A 20,194-nucleotide genomic window follows, 5' to 3' on the forward strand; every position below is an offset into this window, starting at 1 on the left:
CTTGGGGTTGCACAGCAGATGACTGCCATCTCTCTCGGAATGCCGTCCGTGCCGACGAAGCTTGCCGACCGACGCGTCAGCCGCAAGATCCAGGTCGGTTCCGTGGCCGTCGGTGGCGACGCGCCCATCTCGGTGCAGTCGATGACCACCACCCGCACGTCCGACATCGGCGCGACGCTCCAGCAGATCGCCGAGCTGACCGCCTCCGGCTGCAACATCGTCCGCGTGGCCTGCCCCACGCAGGACGACGCCGACGCCCTCGCCGTCATCGCGAAGAAGTCGCAGATCCCGGTCATCGCCGACATCCACTTCCAGCCCAAGTACGTGTTCGCCGCGATCGACGCCGGCTGCGCCGCGGTCCGCGTGAACCCGGGCAACATCAAGCAGTTCGACGACAAGGTCAAGGAGATCGCGCACGCCGCCAAGGCCGCGGGCACCCCGATCCGGATCGGCGTCAACGCGGGCTCCCTCGACGCCCGGCTGCTGAAGAAGTACGGCAAGGCCACCCCCGAGGCGCTGGTCGAGTCCGCGCTGTGGGAGGCCTCCCTCTTCGAGGAGCACGGCTTCGGCGACATCAAGATCTCGGTCAAGCACAACGACCCGGTCGTCATGGTCAACGCCTACCGCCAGCTGGCCGCCGCCTGCGACTACCCGCTGCACCTCGGCGTCACCGAGGCCGGCCCCGCCTTCCAGGGCACCATCAAGTCCGCCGTCGCCTTCGGCGCACTGCTCTCCGAGGGCATCGGCGACACCATCCGCGTCTCCCTCTCCGCCCCGCCGGTCGAGGAGATCAAGGTCGGCAACCAGATCCTGGAATCGCTGAACCTCAAGCCGCGCCGCCTGGAGATCGTCTCCTGCCCCTCCTGCGGCCGCGCCCAGGTCGACGTCTACAAGCTGGCCGAGGAGGTCACTGCGGGCCTGGAGGGCATGGAGGTCCCGCTGCGCGTCGCCGTCATGGGCTGCGTCGTCAACGGCCCCGGCGAGGCCCGCGAGGCCGACCTCGGCGTCGCCTCCGGCAACGGCAAGGGCCAGATCTTCGTGAAGGGCGAGGTCATCAAGACCGTCCCCGAGTCGAAGATCGTGGAGACCCTGATCGAAGAGGCGCTGAAGATCGCCGAGCAGATGGAGAAGGACGGCGTCGCCTCCGGCGAGCCCACCGTCGCCATCGGCGTGTAGCACCGCGCTGCGCCCGACCCCGGCCCCGGCCCCGTTCCCGCAGTTCGGGGGCGGGGCCGGGGCCTTTTCGTGACCCGTGGGAGGCGGCATCCCCGGGCACCGCCGGGTACAGTGCGGAGATCAGCAGACTTGCATGGTGAGGCCCCAGTGTTGACGCAGACCACCACCCGGGTCCTTGAACCCAGTGATCTCGACGCCGCGCTCGAAGTCCTCGGGCGCGAGCCGGTCCAGAACGCCTTCGTCACCTCCCGGGTCCAGGTCGCCGGCCTCGATCCCTGGCGCCTGGGCGGGGAGATGTGGGGCTGGTACGCCGACGGCGAGCTCCGGTCCCTGTGCTACGCCGGAGCCAACCTCGTCCCCGTCTGCGCCGGACCCGACGCCGTACGCGCCTTCGCCGACCGCGCCCGCCGCACCGGCCGCCGCTGCTCCTCCATCGTCGGCCCCGCCGAGGCCACCCGGCTGCTGTGGCAGCTCCTCGAACCCAGCTGGGGCCCCGCCCGCGACGTCCGGTCCCGGCAGCCCCTCATGGTCATGGAACAGCCCTCCACCACGGTCGCCCCCGACCCGCAGGTCCGCCGCGTCCGCAAGGACGAGATGGACCTGATCATGCCCGCCTGCGTCGCCATGTTCACCGAGGAGGTCGGCATCTCCCCGCTGGCCGGCGACGGCGGACTTCTCTACCAGGCCCGCGTCGCCGAGCTCGTCACCGCCGGCCGCTCCTTCGCCCGCATCGAGGACGGAAAGGTCGTCTTCAAGGCGGAGATCGGCGCCGCCACCGCCCGCGCCTGCCAGATCCAGGGCGTCTGGGTCGACCCCGGCTTCCGGGGCCGCGGCCACTCGGAATCCGGGATGGCCGCCGTCGTCGCCTACGCGCTGCGCGACGTGGCGCCCGTGGTCAGCCTCTACGTCAACGACTTCAACACCGCCGCCCGCGCCGCCTACCGACGGGTCGGCTTCCGCGAGACCGGCGCCTTCATGAGCGTCCTGTTCTGAGCCCGCCGCCACCGCCCCGGCCGTGGCCGCTTTCCCCGTACGGGCCGTACCGCACCGGCCCTACCCCGAAGTAAGGTCGCCGCATGCTGCCTACCCCCGGGGGCGACGACCCCGCACGGCCCGCCGGCCTCCGCATCGGCCCCCTCGACCTCGCCGACCGCGTGGACGAGGCCCTGCGCGTGCAGGCCGTGGCCTTCGGGCTCAGCGAGGAGGAGGTCGGCATCCGGCGCTACATCGTCCAGCGCCACATGACCTCCCGCGGCGCCCGCGCACTCGGCGCCTTCACCGACGACGGCGCCCTCGCCGGCTTCGTCTACGGCATGCCCAACGACCGCGGCCACTGGTGGTCCACGATCGTCGAACCGCACCTGAGGGCCGGCGGCGCCGACGACTGGCTCGACGACTCCTTCGTGATCACCGAACTGCACGTCCACCCCGGCTTCCAGGGCCGCGGCGTCGGCCGCACCCTGATCACCCTGATCACCGACGGCGCCGACGAGCCCCGCTCGATCCTCTCCGCCATCGACACCGACAGCCCCGCCCGCGGCCTCTACACGGCCCTCGGCTACCGGGACCTCGCCCGCCGCGTCCAGTTCCCGAGCGCGAGCCTCCCGTACGCGGTCATGGGCGCGACCCTGCCGCTGCTCCGGCCCGGCGGGCGGCCCTGAATTCGGCTTGCCGGGGCCCCCGCCCACCCCGGTAGCCTCCCGTCATGTCAACGCAACACGTGCAGCGCATGTCCCGCCTCATGGCCAAGACCCTCCGCGAGGACCCGGCGGACGCCGAAACCCTCAGCCACCGCCTCCTGGTACGGGCCGGCTACGTCCGACGCAGCTCCGCCGGCGTGTGGACCTGGCTCCCGCTCGGCAAGCGGGTCCTGGACAACGTCGCACGCGTGGTCCGCGAGGAGATGGACGCCATCGGCGCCCAGGAGGTGCTGCTCCCCGCGCTGCTGCCGAAGGAGCCCTACGAGGTCAGCGGCCGCTGGACGGAGTACGGCGACCTGCTGTTCCGCCTCAAGGACCGCAAGGGCGCCGACTACCTGCTCGGCCCCACCCACGAGGAGATCTTCACCCTCGTGGTGAAGGACCAGTGCACCTCGTACAAGGACCTCCCGGTCATGCTCTACCAGATCCAGACGAAGTACCGGGACGAGGCCCGCCCCCGCTCGGGCGTGCTGCGCGGCCGCGAGTTCCAGATGAAGGACTCCTACTCCTTCGACGTCACCGACGAGGGCCTCGCCGAGTCCTACCGGCTCCACCGCGAGGCGTACGTACGGATCTTCCGGCGCCTCGGCCTCGACCACCGCATCGTGTCGGCCGTGTCCGGTGCCATGGGCGGCAGCGCGTCCGAGGAGTTCCTCGCGCCCGCCGACGCCGGCGAGGACACCTTCGTGGACTGCCCCTCCTGCGACTACGCGGCCAACACCGAGGCCGTCACCTTCGCCCTCACCCCGGCCGCGGGCGAACACGGCCCCGTCGAGGAGCTGGACACCCCCGACACCCCGACCATCGAATCGCTCGCGGCCCTGCTCGGCGTGCCCGCCTCGGCGACCCTGAAGAACCTCCTCGTGAAGGTCGACGGCGAGATCGTGGCCGTGGGCGTCCCCGGAGACCGCGAGGTCGACCTCGGCAAGCTCGGCGAACACCTGGCCCCGGCCGTCGTGGAGCTGGTGACGGCCGAGGACTTCGCCGGCCGTCCCGACCTGGTACGCGGCTACGTGGGCCCGCAGGGCCTGGAGAAGGTCCGCTACCTCGCCGACCCCCGCGTGGCGCCCGGCACTTCCTGGGTGACCGGCGCCAACAAGCCCGACACCCACGCCCGGAACGTCGTCTGCGGCCGGGACTTCGAGGTGGACCGGTACCTCGACGTGGTCGTCGTCGAGCCGGGCGACCCCTGCCCCTCCTGCGGCGCCGGGCTGCGCCTGGGCCGGGCGATCGAGATCGGGCACATCTTCCAGCTGGGCCGCAAGTACGCGGACGCCTTCGGGCTGGACGTCCTCGGCCGCGAGGGCAAGCCGGTCCGGGTGACGATGGGTTCCTACGGGATCGGCGTCTCCCGGGCGGTGGCCGCGCTGGCCGAGCAGACCGCCGACGACCGCGGGCTGTGCTGGCCCGCCTCCGTCGCCCCGGCCGACGTGCACGTGGTCGCCGCCGGCAAGGCCGTCCCGCTCGCGCTGGCGGAGCAGGCGGCCGCCGCACTGGCCGGAGCCGGCCGCCGGGTCCTGCTCGACGACCGGGCCGGGCTGTCCCCCGGCGTGAAGCTCACCGACGCGGAACTGATCGGCGTCCCCCGGATCCTGGTGGCGGGCCGCCGCTCCGCCGAGGGGATCGTCGAACTCCAGGACCGGGCCACGGGCACCCGTGAGGAACTCCCCCTGGAAGAGGCCCTGGCCCGTCTCACCCAGCCGTAGGCGAAGGCCCGTCCGCGTCCGGGGCCCCGATCGCGGGGCGCCCGGGCGCGGCGCCTTCGGGCTCACCGGCAGAAGGCTCACCGGCAGAGGGCTCAACGGCTGCGGGTTCGTCGGCTGCGAGTTCGTCGGTGGGTGGTGCGTCGGCGGGCGGTGCGCCGGCTCCGGGATCCGCCGCCACCTGCGGGGGAGCGGCCGACGGGGCCGCCGGCGGCGGCGCCGCGCGTTCGAGGAAGCGCAGGAGCTCCACCGGGAACGGCAGCACCAGCGTCGAGTTCTTCTCCGCCGCGACCGCCACCACCGTCTGCAGCAGGCGCAGCTGGAGCGCCGCCGGCTGCTCCGACATCACCTCGGCCGCCTCCGCCAGCTTCTTCGACGCCTGGAGCTCCGCGTCCGCGTTGATCACCCGGGCCCGCCGCTCGCGGTCGGCCTCCGCCTGGCGGGCCATCGACCGCTTCATCGTCTCCGGCAGCGACACGTCCTTGATCTCCACCCGGTCGATCTGCACGCCCCACCCGATCGCCGGACTGTCGATCATCAGCTCCAGGCCCTGGTTCAGCTGCTCCCGGTTCGAGAGCAGGTCGTCCAGGTCCGATTTGCCGATGATCGACCGAAGGGAGGTCTGCGCCATCTGGGAGACCGCGAAGCGGTAGTCCTCCACCTCGACGATCGCGTCGGCCGGGTCCACGACCCTGAAGTAGACGACGGCGTCCACCCGCACCGTGACGTTGTCCCGGGTGATGCCCTCCTGGGCCGGCACCGGCATCGTCACGATCTGCATGTTCACCTTGCGGAGCCGGTCGACCACCGGCACCACCAGCGTGAACCCGGGCGCCCGGACGCCCTGGCGCAGCCGGCCGAAGCGGAACACCACGCCCCGCTCGTACTGCTTCACCACACGGGCGGCGGCGACCGTGTAGGCCGCCACCCCCACACCCGCGGCGATCGCCGCTGTCAGCAGTTCCTCGACCATGACGGCCCCCTGCCGGACATGCCTTCCTACCTACGGTATGCCCTACAACCAGGCCGCGAACTCCAGCAGCAGCTCCGCGTCCCGGCGCCGCCCGGCGGCCAGCGCCCGGTTCCCGGACTCCACCGCGCGGAACACCGTCCAGCCCCGCAGCCGGTCGCGGTCCACCTCCAGCGAATCCGCGAGCTTGTTCACCCGGCGCCGGGCACCCGCCGCGCCCGTCGAGGAGGCCATCTGGTCCTCCAGCCGGTCGCGGACCAGCCGGGCCAGGTCGTAGGCCCGCTCGCCGACCAGCGGGTCCGGGCCCACCGTCAGCCACGGCGCCCGTTCCCCGGCCAGCACCTTGCCCTGCCGGAAGTTGCCGTGCAGCAGGAGCTCCTCGCCGGGCAGGGCCGTCAGTTCGCCCCGCAGGTCCACGGCGGTGTCCGCGAGCGCCCGGACCTCCGGCGGGGCCGCGCGCAGGTCCTCGCTCTGGCGGGCCGTGCGCTCGGCCACCGTCTCGAAGGCGTGCCCGGACGGCGGCTCGACCCAGAGCCGCCGCAGCGTGCCGCAGGCTTCCAGCAGGGCCTTCGCCTCCGGCAGCGAACGCAGCGACACCTCGGGGTGGAGCCGCTCCAGGAGCAGCCCGCCGTCGTCCTCGTGGTGGCGCGAGTCGAGGACCCGTACCGCCCCGAAACCGCCCCAGTGCGCGAGCGCGGCGAGCTCCCGGCCGGGCCGGGCGGCAGGCGGCGCCAGCTTCAGGGCCGCCGGGGTGCCGTCGGAGTAGTGGACGAGGACCACCAGGCTGCTGCGGCCGCCGGGGGCCTGCACCCGCTGGGCCACCACGTCCCGCCGGGCCAGTGCCTCCTCGGCGAGCCGGGGCAACTGCCCGAGCCAGTCCGTGTTCTGCGCCGTCTCGGGCATCTCGCCGAGCGCCCGTACAAGCCGCTGCGGCGGTTCGAAAGCCATGCGTGCGTGGTCCCTTTCAGCTGTGCCGGGCCCCGTCGCGCCTCCTCAGCGCTTTTCCGTGAGCCCAGGGAAGGCTACGCCGACACCGCGCCAGCGTGCCGCGCGGACCGCCGCGGCGCTCAGCGCGTCGGCGGCCTCGCGGCGCAGCTGGCCGTCCGCCGCCCGGACCAGATCGGAGTACGCGCCCGCCACCCGGTCCTCGATCTCGGCGGCCAGCCGCTCGGCGTCCGCCGGGGTGCGCAGCTCGAACGGCAGGGCGTACGCCGCCTCCGAGGGCCGGGGCGAGCCGCCCAGCTCCCGCACGGTCCGGGTCAGGGCGTCGCGGCGCGCGAGGTGGCCCCCGTAGGCCTCGCGGGCCTCGGCCGCCCGGGCGGCGGCGGCACGGGCGCCGATCACCCCGTAGGCGTACGCCGCCGAGTGCTCGGCGGCCAGCGCGGCCTGGGCCGCCTCCAGCGGGCGTCCGGCGGGGGAGGGTTCGGGCTTCACGACGCGGCTCCCGGGGTCGGGGTGGAGGTCAGCAGGTAGGCGTGGACGGCCCCGCACGCGGCCACCGAGGCCAGTAGCCGGGCCAGTTCCCCGGGTGCGCCGGCCAGCGCGACCGTGCGGGCCTCGGACAGGCTCCGCTCGGCGTCCGCCAGCTCGGTCAGGGCGTCCGCCTCCTTCGGCGGGACCGGATCGGGGCGTACGGAGGGCGACCCTGTCGCGGCGGGCGAGGCGGAGGCGCCGGCGGACAGCGGCCGGGAGGTGGACGACGGCCGGGAGGCGGCCGGACCCGGGAAGGCGAGGGCGGCGGTGTGCGCCGCGACGGCCCCGCGCAGCGGCGCGAGGCGTGCGGCCAGGGCCGGATGGGCGGCGGTGGTGGCGTCGTAACGTTCCAGCAGCCGCTCGCTGTCACGAACGGCACCCTCCCGGATGCGCCGTTCGAGCGGAATGCCGGTGTCGGCGCCCGACGGGCCGCCCCCGCCGGTGCACCCGGTGAGCAGGGCGGCCCCGGCCGCGCCGGCGGTACCGGCCAGCAGCTGCCTACGCGAGGGCCGGGAGGTCAGGGTCCAGGGCACGGGCGTCGTCCTCGGGGTGATGGCGGGACAGGGTGTGATCACGGTACCCGGGGGTCCCGTCCGCAGCGCGGACGGCAACACCCCCCGCGACCGGATACCCTTTGACCTGACACGCGACGGAAAACCACAACAGCACACGCGGCCGAGGAGTCACCCGGATGAGCACCACCCAGAGCGACAGGCTGCGCGGACTGCTGGAGCCGCTCGTCGCCGCCAGGGGCCTGGACCTCGAGGAGATCGAGCTGTCCAAGGCGGGCAAGCGCCGGATGCTGCGGATCATCGTGGATTCCGATGAGGGTGTGGAACTCGACGCCTGTGCCGAGCTGAGCCGTGAGGTCTCCGACAAGCTCGACGAGTCCGACGCGATGGGTGAGGACGAGTACGTCCTCGAAGTCAGCTCTCCGGGCGCGGACCGCCCGCTCACCGAGCACCGTCACTACGTTCGGGCGACCGGCCGTCTCGTGAAGTTCCAGACCGCCGACGGCGGGGAACTGATCGCCCGCATCCTCGGTGTCGACGACGAGGGCATGGACCTCGAAGTTCCGGGTGTGAAGGGCCGCAAGGCGACCACCCGCCGCATCGCGTTCGCCGACATCGCCAAGGCGCGTGTCGAAATCGAGTTCAACCGCAAGGACAAGAAGGAAGAGGAGGCGTAGTCGTGGACATCGACATGAGTGCCCTGCGGGGTCTGGTCCGGGAGAAGGAGATCTCCTTCGACCTGCTCGTCGAGGCGATCGAGTCGGCCCTCCTCATCGCGTACCACCGCACCGAGGGCAGCTTCCGGCGTGCCCGCGTCGTGCTCGACCGCACCAACGGTCACGTGGTCGTGTGGGCGACGGAGGACCCGAGGGACCTCGAAGAGGGCCAGGAGCCCAAGGAGTTCGACGACACGCCGTCGGACTTCGGGCGGATCGCCGCGACGACCGCCAAGCAGGTGATCCTGCAGCGTCTGCGCGACGCCGAGGACGACCTGACCTTCGGCGAGTTCGCCGGCCGCGAGGGCGACGTCATCACCGGCGTCGTCCAGCAGGGCAAGGACCCCAAGAACGTCCTCGTCGACATCGGCAAGCTGGAGGCCATCCTGCCGGTGCAGGAGCAGGTTCCCGGCGAGGAGTACACGCACGGACTCCGCCTCAAGGCGTACGTCGTGCGGGTGGCGAAGGGTGTCCGCGGTCCGTCCGTGACCCTGTCGCGCACCCACCCCAACCTGGTGAAGAAGCTCTTCTCGCTGGAGGTCCCGGAGATCGCCGACGGCAGCGTCGAGATCTCGGCGATCGCCCGTGAGGCCGGTCACCGCACCAAGATCGCCGTCCGGTCGACGCGCTCGGGCCTGAACCCCAAGGGCGCCTGCATCGGCCCGATGGGCAGCCGTGTGCGCAACGTCATGGCCGAGCTGCACGGCGAGAAGATCGACATCGTCGACTGGTCGGACGACCCGGCGGAGATGGTCGCGAACGCCCTGTCACCCGCTCGGGTGAGCGAGGTCGAGGTCGTCGACTGGGACTCCCGCTCCGCCCGGGTGACCGTGCCCGACTACCAGCTGTCGCTGGCCATCGGCAAGGAGGGCCAGAACGCCCGCCTCGCCGCGCGGCTCACCGGCTGGCGCATCGACATCCGCCCGGACACCGAGACCCCCGACGGGGCCCCGGACCGGGACGGCGGCCGTGACTCGGGCCGCGGTGGAGACCGCGGCGGGGACCGCGGCCGGGAATAAACCACTACCGGCCGGAGGTTTCCGGCCGGTAGACAGGGACCCGGAGCAGTCCGGGTCCCGAGTGGATCACGACAACATCCGTTCGATTTTTCGCCCGAAGGGGTGAGGTCGGTGCGGGGAGGTAGACTTAGGCGTGTCTGGCCGGACGCAAGCCCGCGCATGCCCCGAACGCACCTGTGTGGGGTGTCGGGAGCGAGCGGCCAAGAGCGATCTGCTGCGCATCGTGGCGATCGGAGACGAATGCGTCCCTGATCCTCGCGGTACGCTGCCCGGCCGGGGTGCCTACCTGCACCCCGACGTGGTCTGCCTCGACAAGGCGGTCCGCCGCAGAGCGTTCCCCCGGGCCCTCCGGTCCGCCGGAACGCTCGACACGGCGGCACTGCGCGAAGCCGTGGCCGTCGAGGCCGAGGCGACACCGTAAGAAGTAGTACGGCACGGATACCCCGTGCGGTCAGGTACCTCGCGAGTTGGAAGTAGGTCGAGATTGCGATGAGCACTCGATGAGTACGCGATGAGTACGCCCATGAAGTAGCGACGGTCCGGCGTAACCCGGACCTAAAAGGAGCGAAGTGGCTAAGGTCCGGGTATACGAACTCGCCAAGGAGTTCGGGGTGGAGAGCAAGGTCGTCATGGCCAAGCTCCAAGAACTCGGTGAATTCGTCCGTTCGGCGTCCTCGACGATCGAGGCGCCGGTTGTACGCAAGTTGACTGACGCACTGCAGGGGCCCGGCGGCAACGCCGGCAAGTCCGCTGCAAAGCCCGGCGCGCCCCGCAAGGCCGCGCCCGCCAAGCCCGCAGCGCCCTCCCCGGCCGCTGCGGCACGTCCCGCCGCACCGAAGCCCGGCGCACCGGCCCCCAAGCCGGCCGCTGCCGAGGCTCCGGCCGCGAGCGCCCCGGTGACTCCGGCCGCCCCCGGCCCGCGTCCCGGCCCGAAGGCTCCGGCCGCCCCGAAGCCCGCTCCGGCGGCGCCCGTGGCGACCGAGTTCTCCGCGCCTCCGGCGGCCCCGGCCGCCCCGGCGCGCACCGAGCGTCCCGCTGCCGCCGCCCCCGGCCCCCGTCCGGCGCAGCAGCGTCCGGCGCAGGGTCAGGGTGGCCAGGCCGGCGCCCGTCCCGGCGCCCCGCGCCCCGCGGGCTCCGCTCCCGGCGCCCAGGGCCAGCGTCCCGCCGGCGGCCCCGGCCAGGGTGCCCCGCGCCCGCAGGGTGCCCGTCCGGCCGGTCCCCGTCCGGGCAACAACCCGTTCACCTCTGGTGGCTCCACCGGCATGGCGCGCCCCCAGGCGCCCCGTCCGGCCGGCGCTCCCCGTCCCGGTGCCCCCGGCGCCGGCGGCGGCCAGGGTGCTCCCCGCCCGCAGGGCGGCCCCGGCGGCGCCCCGCGTCCGCAGGGTCCCGGCGGCGCCCGTCCGACCCCGGGCGGCATGCCGCGTCCGCAGGGCGGCGCCCCGCGTCCCGGTGGTGCCCCCGGCGGTAACCGTCCCAACCCGGGCATGATGCCGCAGCGTCCCGCTGCCGGTGGTCCCGGTCCCCGTCCCGGCGGCGGCCCCGGTGGCCGTGGTCCCGGTGCGGGCGGTGCCCGTCCCGGTGGCGCCGGTCGTCCCGCGGGCGGCGGCTTCGCCGGCCGTCCGGCCGGTCCGGGCTCGCGTCCCGGCGGCGGTGGCGGCTTCGGCGGTCCCCGTCCCGGCGGTGGCTTCGGTGGCGGTCCTGCCGGCGCCGGTGGCGGCGGTCGTCCCGGCTTCGGCGGGCGTCCCGGTGGTCCCGGTGCCCGTGGTGGCACGCAGGGTGCCTTCGGCCGTCCCGGCGGTCCGGCCCGTCGTGGTCGCAAGTCCAAGCGTCAGAGGCGCCAGGAGTACGAGGCCATGCAGGCCCCGTCCGTCGGCGGCGTGATGCTGCCGCGCGGTGGCGGCGAGACCGTGCGCCTGTCGCGCGGTGCCTCCCTCACCGACTTCGCGGAGAAGATCAACGCCAACCCGGCGTCGCTCGTCGCCGTGATGATGAACCTCGGCGAGATGGTCACTGCCACGCAGTCCGTCTCCGACGAGACGCTCGAAATGCTGGCCGGCGAGATGAACTACGTCGTCCAGATCGTCAGCCCGGAGGAAGAGGACCGCGAGCTCCTCGAGGGCTTCGACATCGAGTTCGGCGAGGACGAGGGCGGCGAGGAATACCTCATGCCGCGTCCGCCGGTCGTGACCGTCATGGGTCACGTCGACCACGGTAAGACCCGACTGCTCGACGCCATCCGCAAGACGAACGTCGTCGCGGGCGAAGCCGGTGGCATCACCCAGCACATCGGTGCCTACCAGGTGGGCACCGAGGTCAACGGTGAAGAGCGCAAGATCACCTTCATCGACACCCCGGGTCACGAGGCGTTCACCGCCATGCGTGCCCGTGGTGCCAAGTCGACCGACATCGCGATCCTCGTGGTCGCGGCCAACGACGGCGTCATGCCGCAGACGATCGAGGCGCTGAACCACGCCAAGGCCGCCGGCGTCCCGATCGTCGTCGCGGTCAACAAGATCGACGTCGAGGGTGCCGACCCGGTCAAGGTGCGCGGTCAGCTCACCGAGTTCGGTCTGGTCGCCGAGGAGTACGGCGGCGACACGATGTTCGTCGACATCTCCGCCAAGCAGGGTCTGCACATCGACTCCCTGCTGGAGGCCGTCGTCCTCACCGCCGACGCCTCGCTCGACCTGCGCGCCAACCCGGAGCAGGACGCTCAGGGTATTGCGATCGAGTCCCACCTCGACCGCGGCCGCGGTGCCGTCGCCACCGTCCTCGTCCAGCGCGGTACCCTCCGCGTCGGCGACACGATGGTCGTGGGCGACGCCTACGGCCGAGTGCGCGCCATGCTCGACGACAAGGGCAACAACGTCGAGGAAGCGGGTCCGTCGACCCCCGTCCTGGTCCTGGGTCTCACCAACGTCCCCGGCGCCGGCGACAACTTCCTCGTCGTCGACGAGGACCGTACGGCCCGTCAGATCGCCGAGAAGCGTGCTGCGCGTGAGCGCAACGCCAACTTCGCCAAGCGCGTCCGTCGCGTGTCCCTCGAGGACCTCGACTCCGTGCTCAAGGCCGGTCTGGTCCAGGAACTCAACCTCATCATCAAGGGCGACGCGTCCGGTGCGGTCGAGGCCCTCGAGTCCTCGCTGCTCCAGCTCGACGTCGGTGAAGAGGTCGACATCCGGGTCCTGCACCGCGGTGTGGGTGCGGTCACCGAGTCCGACATCTCGCTGGCGATGGGCTCCGACGCCATCGTCATCGGTTACAACGTCCGTGCGGCCGGCCGTGCCGCGCAGATGGCGGACCGCGAGGGTGTCGACGTCCGCTACTACTCGGTGATCTACCAGGCCATCGAGGAGATCGAGGCGGCCCTGAAGGGTCTCCTCAAGCCGGAGTACGAAGAGGTCGAGCTCGGTACGGCGGAGGTCCGCGAGATCTTCCGCTCGTCCAAGCTGGGCAACATCGCCGGTGTCCTCATCCGGTCCGGCGAGGTCAAGCGCAACACCAAGGCGCGGCTCCTGCGCGACGGCAAGGTCGTCGCCGAGAACCTCACCATCTCCGGTCTGCGCCGCTTCAAGGACGACGTCACCGAGATCCGCGAAGGCTTCGAGGGCGGTATCAACCTCGGTTCCTTCAACGACATCAAGATCGACGACGTCATCGCGACGTACGAGATGCGCGAGAAGCCCCGCGCGTAAGCGCGAGGCGGTTCGCACCGTGTCGTAACACCGGGGCCGGTCGGCGGAATATCCGTCGATCGGCCCCGGCCGTTGCGTGTACGGTTCTGGTGACCCTGCCGAACGTCCGGTGATCCTGCCGCACCACGGCCGGGTGAACCTGCCGGACGACGGCCCGGCAGGCCACCTAACCCGAACCGGCGGGACATCCGGAACTGCATGTACGTGGGGACTCTGTCCTTCGATCTGCTCCTCGGCGACGTCCACTCGCTGAAGGAGAAACGCTCCGTCGTCCGGCCCATCGTCGCCGAGCTCCAACGCAAGTTCTCCGTGAGCGCGGCCGAGGTGGGCGACCAGGACCTGCACCGCAGGGCCCGCATAGGGGTCGCGCTGGTGAGCGGGGACGCGGGGTTCGTGTCGGACGTACTGGACCGCTGCGAGCGGCTGGTCGCGGCGCGTCCTGAAGTGGAACTGCTGTCGGTACGACGGCGCTTCCACGGTGATGAAGACTGATTGCTTGTCTGCAAGAAAAGAAGGAGACGGACCAGTGGCCGACAATGCGCGGGCGAAGAAGCTGGCGGACCTCATCCGGGAGGTGGTGGCCGAGAAGCTGCAGCGCGGCGTCAAGGACCCCCGCCTCGGTACGCACGTGACCATCACGGACACCCGGGTCACCGGCGATCTGCGGGAGGCCACGGTCTTCTACACGGTCTACGGTGACGACGAGGACCGGGCCAGCGCGGCTGCCGGTCTGGAGAGCGCCAAGGGCGTACTGCGCTCCGCGGTCGGCCGGGCGGCGGGAACCAAGTTCACGCCCACCCTGACCTTCGTCGCGGACGCCCTCCCGGAGAACGCGAAGACCATCGAGGACCTCCTCGACAAGGCGCGCGCCTCCGACGCCCAGGTGCGCGAAGTGTCCTCCGGCGCGAAGTACGCCGGCGAAGCCGACCCGTACAAGAAGCCGGGCGACGAGGACGACGACGAGGACGCAGCCGCGGAATGAGCACCGAAGCAGGGAAGACTCCGGACGGCCTTGTCATCGTCGACAAGCCGTCCGGCTTCACTTCGCACGACGTGGTCGCCAAGATGCGCGGGATCGCCAAGACCCGGCGCGTCGGCCACGCCGGCACCCTCGACCCGATGGCGACGGGCGTCCTCGTCCTCGGTGTCGAGAAGGCGACGAAACTCCTCGGCCACCTCGCGCTGACCGAGAAGGAGTACCTCGGGACGATCCGTCTCGGGCAGTACACCCTCACGGACGACGCCGAGGGCGAGATCACCTCGTCCACCGATGCCTCCGGGGTCACCCGCGAGGCCGTGGACGCGGGCATCGCCAAGCTGAGCGGCGAGATCATGCAGGTCCCGTCCAAGGTCAGCGCCATCAAGATCAAGGGCGTGCGGTCCTACAAGCGCGCCCGCGACGGCGAGGACTTCGAGATCCCGGCCCGGCCGGTGACCATCTCGTCGTTCCAGGTGTACGACATGCGCGAGGCGGAGGCCGAGGACGGCACGAAGGTCGTCGACCTCGTCGTCTCCGTCGTCTGCTCCAGCGGTACGTACATCCGCGCCCTCGCCCGCGACCTCGGCGCGGACCTCGGCGTGGGCGGACACCTGACGGCGCTGCGGCGCACGCGGGTGGGCCCGTACAAGCTCGACAAGGCCCGCACGCTGGACCAGCTCCAGGAGGAGCTGACCGTCATGCCGATCGGCGAGGCCGCGGCCGCCGCCTTCCCGCGCTGGGACCTGGACGCCCGCCGGGCCTCGCTGCTCGCCAACGGCGTGCGGATCGAGATGCCGGACGAGTACCAGGACGGCCGGACGGTCGCCGTCTACGGGCCGAAGGGGCAGCTGCTCGGGCTCGTCGAGAGCAAGGGCGGGAAGGCGAAGTCGCTCGCGGTCTTCGTCTGAGCGCGACGCGGCGGCGCGCCGGTGTGCCGGCGCGTTGACGCCGGTGTGCTCGTGCGTTGGCGCGTTGGCGCGTTGGCGCGTTGACGTGGAGCGGTGAGCGCACAAGGACTGCTGCTCACCGCTCCACGACCCCCCTCGGCTAAGTGTCTATCCACGCGAAGCCCCTTGTTCACCCGTCCGAGCAGGCGCTCGGAGTGAATGGAGGGAGCGTAAGGGGGCGCTTTCGTCCCGCGTGCTTTCCGTGCTGATCTTCACTTGCCTACCGTCGTGAGCACGGAGCTCGCGGCGGGGGAGTGGTGCGGCGATGACGGACGAGGTCACAGGTGGTTCGGCGGCGGCGGCGACGGCGTTCGGCGCGGCCGGGGAGACGGCTGTGGCCGAACTCCCGGGGACCGATGGGCTGCACGGGCTCCCCGGGTTTCACGGGCTCGTCAGGATCTGCGATCCGGCCGGCCTGCCGCGGGGTACCGGGTTCGTGGCGGACGACCGCGGCACGGTGATCACCAGCCACGAGGCCGTCGACGGCCTGACCGGGCTGTTGCTGCAGGCGCCCGGGGGGCGGACCTGGCGCGCGGAGGCGGCGGACGTGACCCCGCTGCCGGAGGTGGCGCTGGCCCTCGTGCGGACCGACGGGCTGGGGCTGCGGCCACTGCCGGTGGCGATGCGGCAGGAGGTTCTCGCGGGGACGTACGTACGGCTCCCCGCGCGGGGCTGGCGACAGGCGCGGGTGCTCGGGGCGCGGGCGGGGGTCACCTACGGCGCGGCGGATCGTTTCCACGTACTGCCCGTCACGGTGGAGCTGGCGATCGGCACCGCCGGCCGGGACGCCCTCGGACCGGGCGGCGGGGCCGGCGGGGGCCCGGTTCTGGACGTCGCCACCGGGGCGGTGCTCGCGGTACTGGGCACCGCTCTGGAAGCAGAGCACCGCTCCGGAGTCTTCGCCCTGCCGCTCCGGGCGGCCGCGGCGGCCGCTCCCGCGGGGCCGCTCGCCCGCCTGCTGGAACGCAACTCCGCGACCGTGCCCGGGTACGGGGCCGACCTCAACCTCGCGGGCGTCCTGGAGCTGACCGCAGCCACCGTCGGCGCGGCGTTGCCGCTCGCGCCCGGGGCCGATCCGGAGCCGGAGCCGGTGGCCCGCCCCGCCCTCGCCGCCGGGCTGGCCGCCTTCACCGCCGGGGACCGTCCCGTCCTCGGCCTGGTCGGAAACCCCGGCACCGGCCGGACCACGGCCCTCGCGGCCCTGACCGCCGAGCGCGCGCGGGGACCCCGCCCCGCGCCGACGCTGTGGCTCCGCGGCGCGGACCTGCGCGACGAGGACCCCTCCTTGGCCGCCGCGGCCGCCCGCGCCCTGGACTCGGCGGCCCGCGCCGTCACGGCGGCGGGAACGACCCTGCGCGCCGGGGCCGACGGGGTCGGCGGCCTCACCGGGGCGGCGTCCGGGGAAGAGGACGGGGCCGGTCCGGGGCCGGATGCCTGGTTCGGCCCGGCGGCCCGGGCGGACGCAGGTCCGGAGGCGGGGAGCGCGGTCGGCCGGGGTGCCGGTGTGGGCGCGGGCGTTGAGTCGGGTACCGGACCACTCGGTGGGCCTGGCGAGCGGGGGGCACGGGACGGCGTGCCGGGTTCCGGGTGCCCTGTGCGGGGGGCCGGGGCGTGGCTGTCGGGCGGGCCGGGGGAGGCGGCTGCCCCGGAGGGAACGGTCGAACGGGTGGCCCGGCTCGCGGCGGCGGCCGGGCGGCCGCTGCTCGTGGTGCTGGACGCGCCCGAGGAGATGCCGCCGCAGCTCGCACACCGCCTCGGGCCCTGGACCGAAGCCACCGCCCGGTGGCTGCGGTCGGTCGGCGCCCGGCTCGTCGTCGCCGCCGGGCCGGAGTACTGGGAGCGGGCCGGTGCCCTGTATCCGCCCGAGGTGCTGCACGTTCCGGCCCGCCCCGTCCGGCGGCTGCCGCCGGCGCTGCCCGTCGGCGATCTGGATGCTGCCGAGGCGGAGAACGCCCGGGCCCGCCTCGGGATCCCCGCCGACGGCATCCGGGAAGCGGACGCGCGGCATCCGCTGACCCTGGGCCTGCTCGCCGGGATCCGCGCCGCCGGGGTCACCGCAGGCCGCCCGGGCCGGGACGAGGTGTTCGGGGCGCACCTGGACCTGGTGGCCCTGCGGGTGGCGGTCCGCATCGTCACGACGGGCGCGACCCTGCCGCCCGGCGGACCGGCCGTCGCTCCGCCCGTGCCCGCGCCCGTGCCCGCGCCCCGTCACGGGAGCAGCCGTTTCGGCGCCACCGGCCCCTCCGATGCCCGCCCCGGTCCGCAGCCGACCACCTCGCCCACCGCCGTCCCCGCGCCGGGAGCCCGTGGCCAGGGCGTACACGGTCCGTGGGACGAACGCCCCGGGATCCCGGCCGCGCGCAGGTACGGGTCCCGCGTGCGTACTCCGAACGTGCAAGGTCCCGAATCGCACGACGCTGACGCCAGCGGCGCCGACCTTCCTGCGGCGGACGGCCGTGGTGTCCGGAGTCCGGCTGCGAGCTGGACGCCTGCCCATGAGTCCGGTGTCCGGGACCCGGGGGAGTGCGGCGCGGGCCCGTACGGCCTCGGGGTGACCGGGCCGGGTGTCCGAGGACCGGGCGTGAACGACCCCGAGGGGCCGGTTCCGTACGAGCCCCGATCGGACGGCTCAGGGGTGCACGGCCTCGGCGGTGGCGGTCGGGGTGGGAACGGCTGCGGCGTCCAGGACTCCGCCGTGCGGGGCCCGGGCCTGCACGGGCCCGAAGCGGGCGGCCCGGTTGGCCGGACCCCGGGCCCGTACGGAACCGGCCACCACGGCACCGGTCCCCACGGCTCCGCCGTTCATGGCGCCGACGCGTGCGTTCCGGGCGAGCCGGGTGCCCAGGACCCCGGATCTCAGCGCCCGGGGCCGTCCGACCCCGGCCTCCACACCCCGGGTACGAGCCGGCCGGACCCGTACGAACCCGGTGTTCACGGCCCCGGCGGGTACCGTCCCGGCCTCGCGGGCCACGGCCCGCACGGACCCGGTGTGACGGGCCCCGGCTCCCAGGACCTCGGGGCCGTCGACCCAGCGCCGGACGGCCTCGCCCCTCAAGGGCCCGGCGCGGTCCGGGACCCCGGCGCGAACGGTCCGGGCATGCCCGGCTCCCCGGCGGCGGGCGGCCCCGCCGACCACGAGCCGGGCGTGGACGGGCCCGGTGCGGACCGACCCGGCGTGGAGGGGTGGGGCGCCCACGAACCCAGCCCCCACGAACCCGGCATGCACGAACCCAGCCCCCACGGCCCTCACCCGCACGGCCCCCGCCCCGATAACCCCGACTCCGTAGACCCCGGCTACCCCCGTCCCGGCGCGTACGAGAGCGCCCCCGGTCTCCACCTCCCCGGCGTGCGGCGGCTGGCGGCCCGGGTGGCGGGGCGGGTGCACGAGGCGGCCCGGTGGTGTCTGGGGCCGGGGCAGGGGCAGTTGGACCGGGCCGTTTTCGAGGAGCTCTTCCCCCGGCGCACCGGCTGGGCCTCCGCCGTCCTCGCCGAGGGGCTGCTCGTCCCCGCCGGGCCCGGCTACCGCTTCGCGCACGAGGAGCTGTCCGACTGGCTCCAGGCCGGCCACCTCGACGTGCCGACCGCGCTCGACGTGCTGGTCCACTCGGGCCCCGCCACGTCGGGCCCGCCCGTACCCCGGCACCGTGTCGGGCCCGTCCTGGAGGCCCTGCGCCGGCTGCCGCCGCCCGAGGTCCGCGGCCGGCTGACCCGGCTGGTCGGCGCCCTCAACGCCTTCGCCGAGGAATCCCCGGAGCCCCCGGAGTCCCCGCCGGTCCACCCCGACCGGGTCTGGTGGGCCGCCCGGCTGCTGCGCGAGACCCTGCTGGGGGCCTCCGACGCCACCCCGCACCTGCCCGTCCTGCACGCCCTCGCCGAGCACGTGGCGCGGGCCGGCCCCGGGGAGTTCGGCGGCTGGTTCTGGAACCGGCTCCGGCTCGCCGAGTCCGACCGCCTCGACCTGCTCCGCCGCCTGCTGCCCGCCGACCACCGCTACCTCGAAGCCGCCGGGCGCCGCCTCGTCCGCGCCCCGCGACTCGTCCAGCCCCTCCTCTGCGCCTGGTTCACCGACGAACGCCGGCTGCGCGGCCGCCCGGGAGCCACCGTCTCCACCGCGGCCCAGGCCCTCCTGCACACCCACCGCGGACTCGCCGCCGACGAGCTCACGGAGGCCCTGGTGAGCGCCGCTCACCACCGCGCCGACGAGCTGCTCGCCGTGCTCGCCGAGGACGAGCCCTCCGCCCTGTCCCGCGCCGTCGACCGCTGGGCGCACGACGAACGGCCCGGGCGACGGGTCGCCGCCGCCGCGTACGGGCTCGTCACGGCCCCCCACGTCCGTGCCCCCGCCGACCGCGAACTGCTGCGCCGCGCGGCCCGGGCCCTGCTCGACCGCCCCGCCGACGCCGCCCTGCACGGCAGCGCCCTCGGGATCCTGCTCCGCGACCCCCAGGTGCGGGCCCGCTACCTGCCCGACGCCCTCGACTGCTTCCGCGACCCCGACCGCGGCTCCCGGCTGCCCGCGTCGGCGCTGGTCGCCGCTCTTCCGGTGCTGCCCGACCCGGACGCGGTGTTCGCCGCCCTCCGGGCCCGGGCCGACGGTGAGGTGCTCCGCGCCCTGGCCGCGCTCACCACGCCGGGCCTGGCCCGCCGCGCGGGCGACCTCGTACGGGACCACCTCGCGTGCCGCCCCGAGGACGCCCCGCACGCCGCCGCCTTCGTGGACCGGCGCCTCGACCAGGGGCCGGCCGCGGGGCCCGTACTGCGCCCCCTCGTACTGGACCTGCTGCGGACCGCCCCGCCGGCCGTACGGGCCGCGCTGGCCGGTGTACTGGGCGCGCCCGGCGGGGCGGGCGGGGGACCCCCGTACGGGCTGCGGGGCGAACTGGCCGACGTACTGCTGCGCGAGGAGCCCGACCCGGCGGTCCTCGGCGCCTTCCTGGACGCCCTGGCCGCCGGGACCCGGGCCCGGCCCGAGGAGCGCACCCGCGAGCTGCTCCGGCGCGCCGGCCGGCAGCTGCTGCGCCTTCCCGGCGGCCCCGCGGTGTTCGAGCACCGGACGGTGGAGCTGGCCCGGACCGACCCGGCCTTCGGGGCGCTCGTCGCCCGCTGGCTCGCGCAGGCGGGGGCGGAGGCCGCGGCGCTGCTCGGACCGGGCGCCCGACGCACGGTGGAGACCCTCAGGCGGACCGCCCCGGACGTCACGTGAGGCGGCAGCGGGCCGACCCCGACGCCGATGCGGGGCCCCGGCCACCGGCATGGCAGTCTTAGACCTGCAATCGGCAATCAGTACAGGGACTACACGGGTTC

The 20,194-nt window shown here is 74.0% G+C and carries 16 protein-coding genes; 12 read left to right on the forward strand and 4 right to left on the reverse strand.

What is annotated here, in order from left to right:
- Positions 1 to 18 precede the first annotated feature (18 nt).
- From ispG to ABZZ17_RS26725, 4 genes are all read left to right on the forward strand, one after another.
- Positions 19 to 1,176, forward strand: a complete 1,158-nt coding sequence (ispG, locus tag ABZZ17_RS26710; RefSeq protein ID WP_356879319.1) for a flavodoxin-dependent (E)-4-hydroxy-3-methylbut-2-enyl-diphosphate synthase — start codon at positions 19 to 21, stop codon at positions 1,174 to 1,176.
- A 147-nt stretch (positions 1,177 to 1,323) separates the two neighbouring features.
- Complete coding sequence (locus ABZZ17_RS26715) at positions 1,324 to 2,169, forward strand: GNAT family N-acetyltransferase (RefSeq protein ID WP_356879321.1); 846 nt, start codon at positions 1,324 to 1,326, stop codon at positions 2,167 to 2,169.
- 83 nt (positions 2,170 to 2,252) lie between these two features.
- Complete coding sequence (locus ABZZ17_RS26720) at positions 2,253 to 2,837, forward strand: GNAT family N-acetyltransferase (protein WP_356879323.1); 585 nt, start codon at positions 2,253 to 2,255, stop codon at positions 2,835 to 2,837.
- 44 nt (positions 2,838 to 2,881) lie between these two features.
- Entirely contained in the window at positions 2,882 to 4,582 is a 1,701-nt protein-coding gene (locus tag ABZZ17_RS26725; protein ID WP_356879325.1) for a proline--tRNA ligase, read from the forward strand.
- Here ABZZ17_RS26725 and ABZZ17_RS26730 read toward each other — a convergent pair.
- From ABZZ17_RS26730 to ABZZ17_RS26745, 4 genes are read right to left on the reverse strand one after another with little or no spacing between them, the layout of a single operon-like run.
- On the reverse strand, positions 4,569 to 5,552 hold the full coding sequence (locus tag ABZZ17_RS26730) for a slipin family protein (RefSeq protein ID WP_356879327.1): 984 nt from the start codon (positions 5,550 to 5,552) through the stop codon (positions 4,569 to 4,571). The two genes, ABZZ17_RS26725 and ABZZ17_RS26730, sit on opposite strands and share 14 nt — an antisense overlap.
- A gap of 42 nt (positions 5,553 to 5,594) precedes the next feature.
- On the reverse strand, positions 5,595 to 6,497 hold the full coding sequence (locus ABZZ17_RS26735) for an aminoglycoside phosphotransferase family protein (protein WP_356879329.1): 903 nt from the start codon (positions 6,495 to 6,497) through the stop codon (positions 5,595 to 5,597).
- 45 nt (positions 6,498 to 6,542) lie between these two features.
- The gene (locus ABZZ17_RS26740) at positions 6,543 to 6,983 is read right to left on the reverse strand and encodes a ferritin-like domain-containing protein (protein WP_356879331.1); all 441 of its coding nucleotides are present in this window, start codon (positions 6,981 to 6,983) and stop codon (positions 6,543 to 6,545) included.
- Positions 6,980 to 7,555, reverse strand: a complete 576-nt coding sequence (locus tag ABZZ17_RS26745) for a hypothetical protein (RefSeq protein ID WP_356879333.1) — start codon at positions 7,553 to 7,555, stop codon at positions 6,980 to 6,982. Before ABZZ17_RS26745 ends, ABZZ17_RS26740 begins: the two co-directional genes overlap by 4 nt.
- 158 nt (positions 7,556 to 7,713) lie before the next feature.
- Between ABZZ17_RS26745 and rimP the strand changes: the two genes are divergently transcribed.
- From rimP to ABZZ17_RS26785, 8 genes are all read left to right on the forward strand, one after another.
- Positions 7,714 to 8,211 (forward strand): ribosome maturation factor RimP, encoded by a 498-nt coding sequence (rimP, locus tag ABZZ17_RS26750; protein ID WP_356879335.1) that lies wholly within the window; start codon positions 7,714 to 7,716, stop codon positions 8,209 to 8,211.
- A gap of 2 nt (positions 8,212 to 8,213) precedes the next feature.
- The gene (nusA, locus tag ABZZ17_RS26755) at positions 8,214 to 9,269 is read left to right on the forward strand and encodes a transcription termination factor NusA (RefSeq protein ID WP_356879337.1); all 1,056 of its coding nucleotides are present in this window, start codon (positions 8,214 to 8,216) and stop codon (positions 9,267 to 9,269) included.
- A 133-nt stretch (positions 9,270 to 9,402) separates the two neighbouring features.
- Positions 9,403 to 9,690 (forward strand): YlxR family protein, encoded by a 288-nt coding sequence (locus tag ABZZ17_RS26760; protein ID WP_356879339.1) that lies wholly within the window; start codon positions 9,403 to 9,405, stop codon positions 9,688 to 9,690.
- A 148-nt stretch (positions 9,691 to 9,838) separates the two neighbouring features.
- The gene (infB, locus tag ABZZ17_RS26765) at positions 9,839 to 12,964 is read left to right on the forward strand and encodes a translation initiation factor IF-2 (protein WP_356879341.1); all 3,126 of its coding nucleotides are present in this window, start codon (positions 9,839 to 9,841) and stop codon (positions 12,962 to 12,964) included.
- A gap of 198 nt (positions 12,965 to 13,162) precedes the next feature.
- Positions 13,163 to 13,456: a DUF503 domain-containing protein gene (locus ABZZ17_RS26770; RefSeq protein ID WP_030227569.1), complete on the forward strand. Its 294-nt coding sequence runs from the start codon at positions 13,163 to 13,165 to the stop codon at positions 13,454 to 13,456.
- A 34-nt stretch (positions 13,457 to 13,490) separates the two neighbouring features.
- Entirely contained in the window at positions 13,491 to 13,946 is a 456-nt protein-coding gene (rbfA, locus tag ABZZ17_RS26775) for a 30S ribosome-binding factor RbfA (RefSeq protein ID WP_356879343.1), read from the forward strand.
- Positions 13,943 to 14,851, forward strand: a complete 909-nt coding sequence (gene truB / locus ABZZ17_RS26780) for a tRNA pseudouridine(55) synthase TruB (protein ID WP_356879345.1) — start codon at positions 13,943 to 13,945, stop codon at positions 14,849 to 14,851. Before rbfA ends, truB begins: the two co-directional genes overlap by 4 nt.
- A 304-nt stretch (positions 14,852 to 15,155) precedes the next feature.
- Positions 15,156 to 20,093, forward strand: a complete 4,938-nt coding sequence (locus ABZZ17_RS26785; RefSeq protein ID WP_356879347.1) for a hypothetical protein — start codon at positions 15,156 to 15,158, stop codon at positions 20,091 to 20,093.
- The last annotated feature ends 101 nt before the right edge of the window (positions 20,094 to 20,194 follow it).

The organism is Streptomyces sp. NPDC006512, assembly GCF_040611935.1.
Lineage (GTDB): Bacteria > Actinomycetota > Actinomycetes > Streptomycetales > Streptomycetaceae > Streptomyces.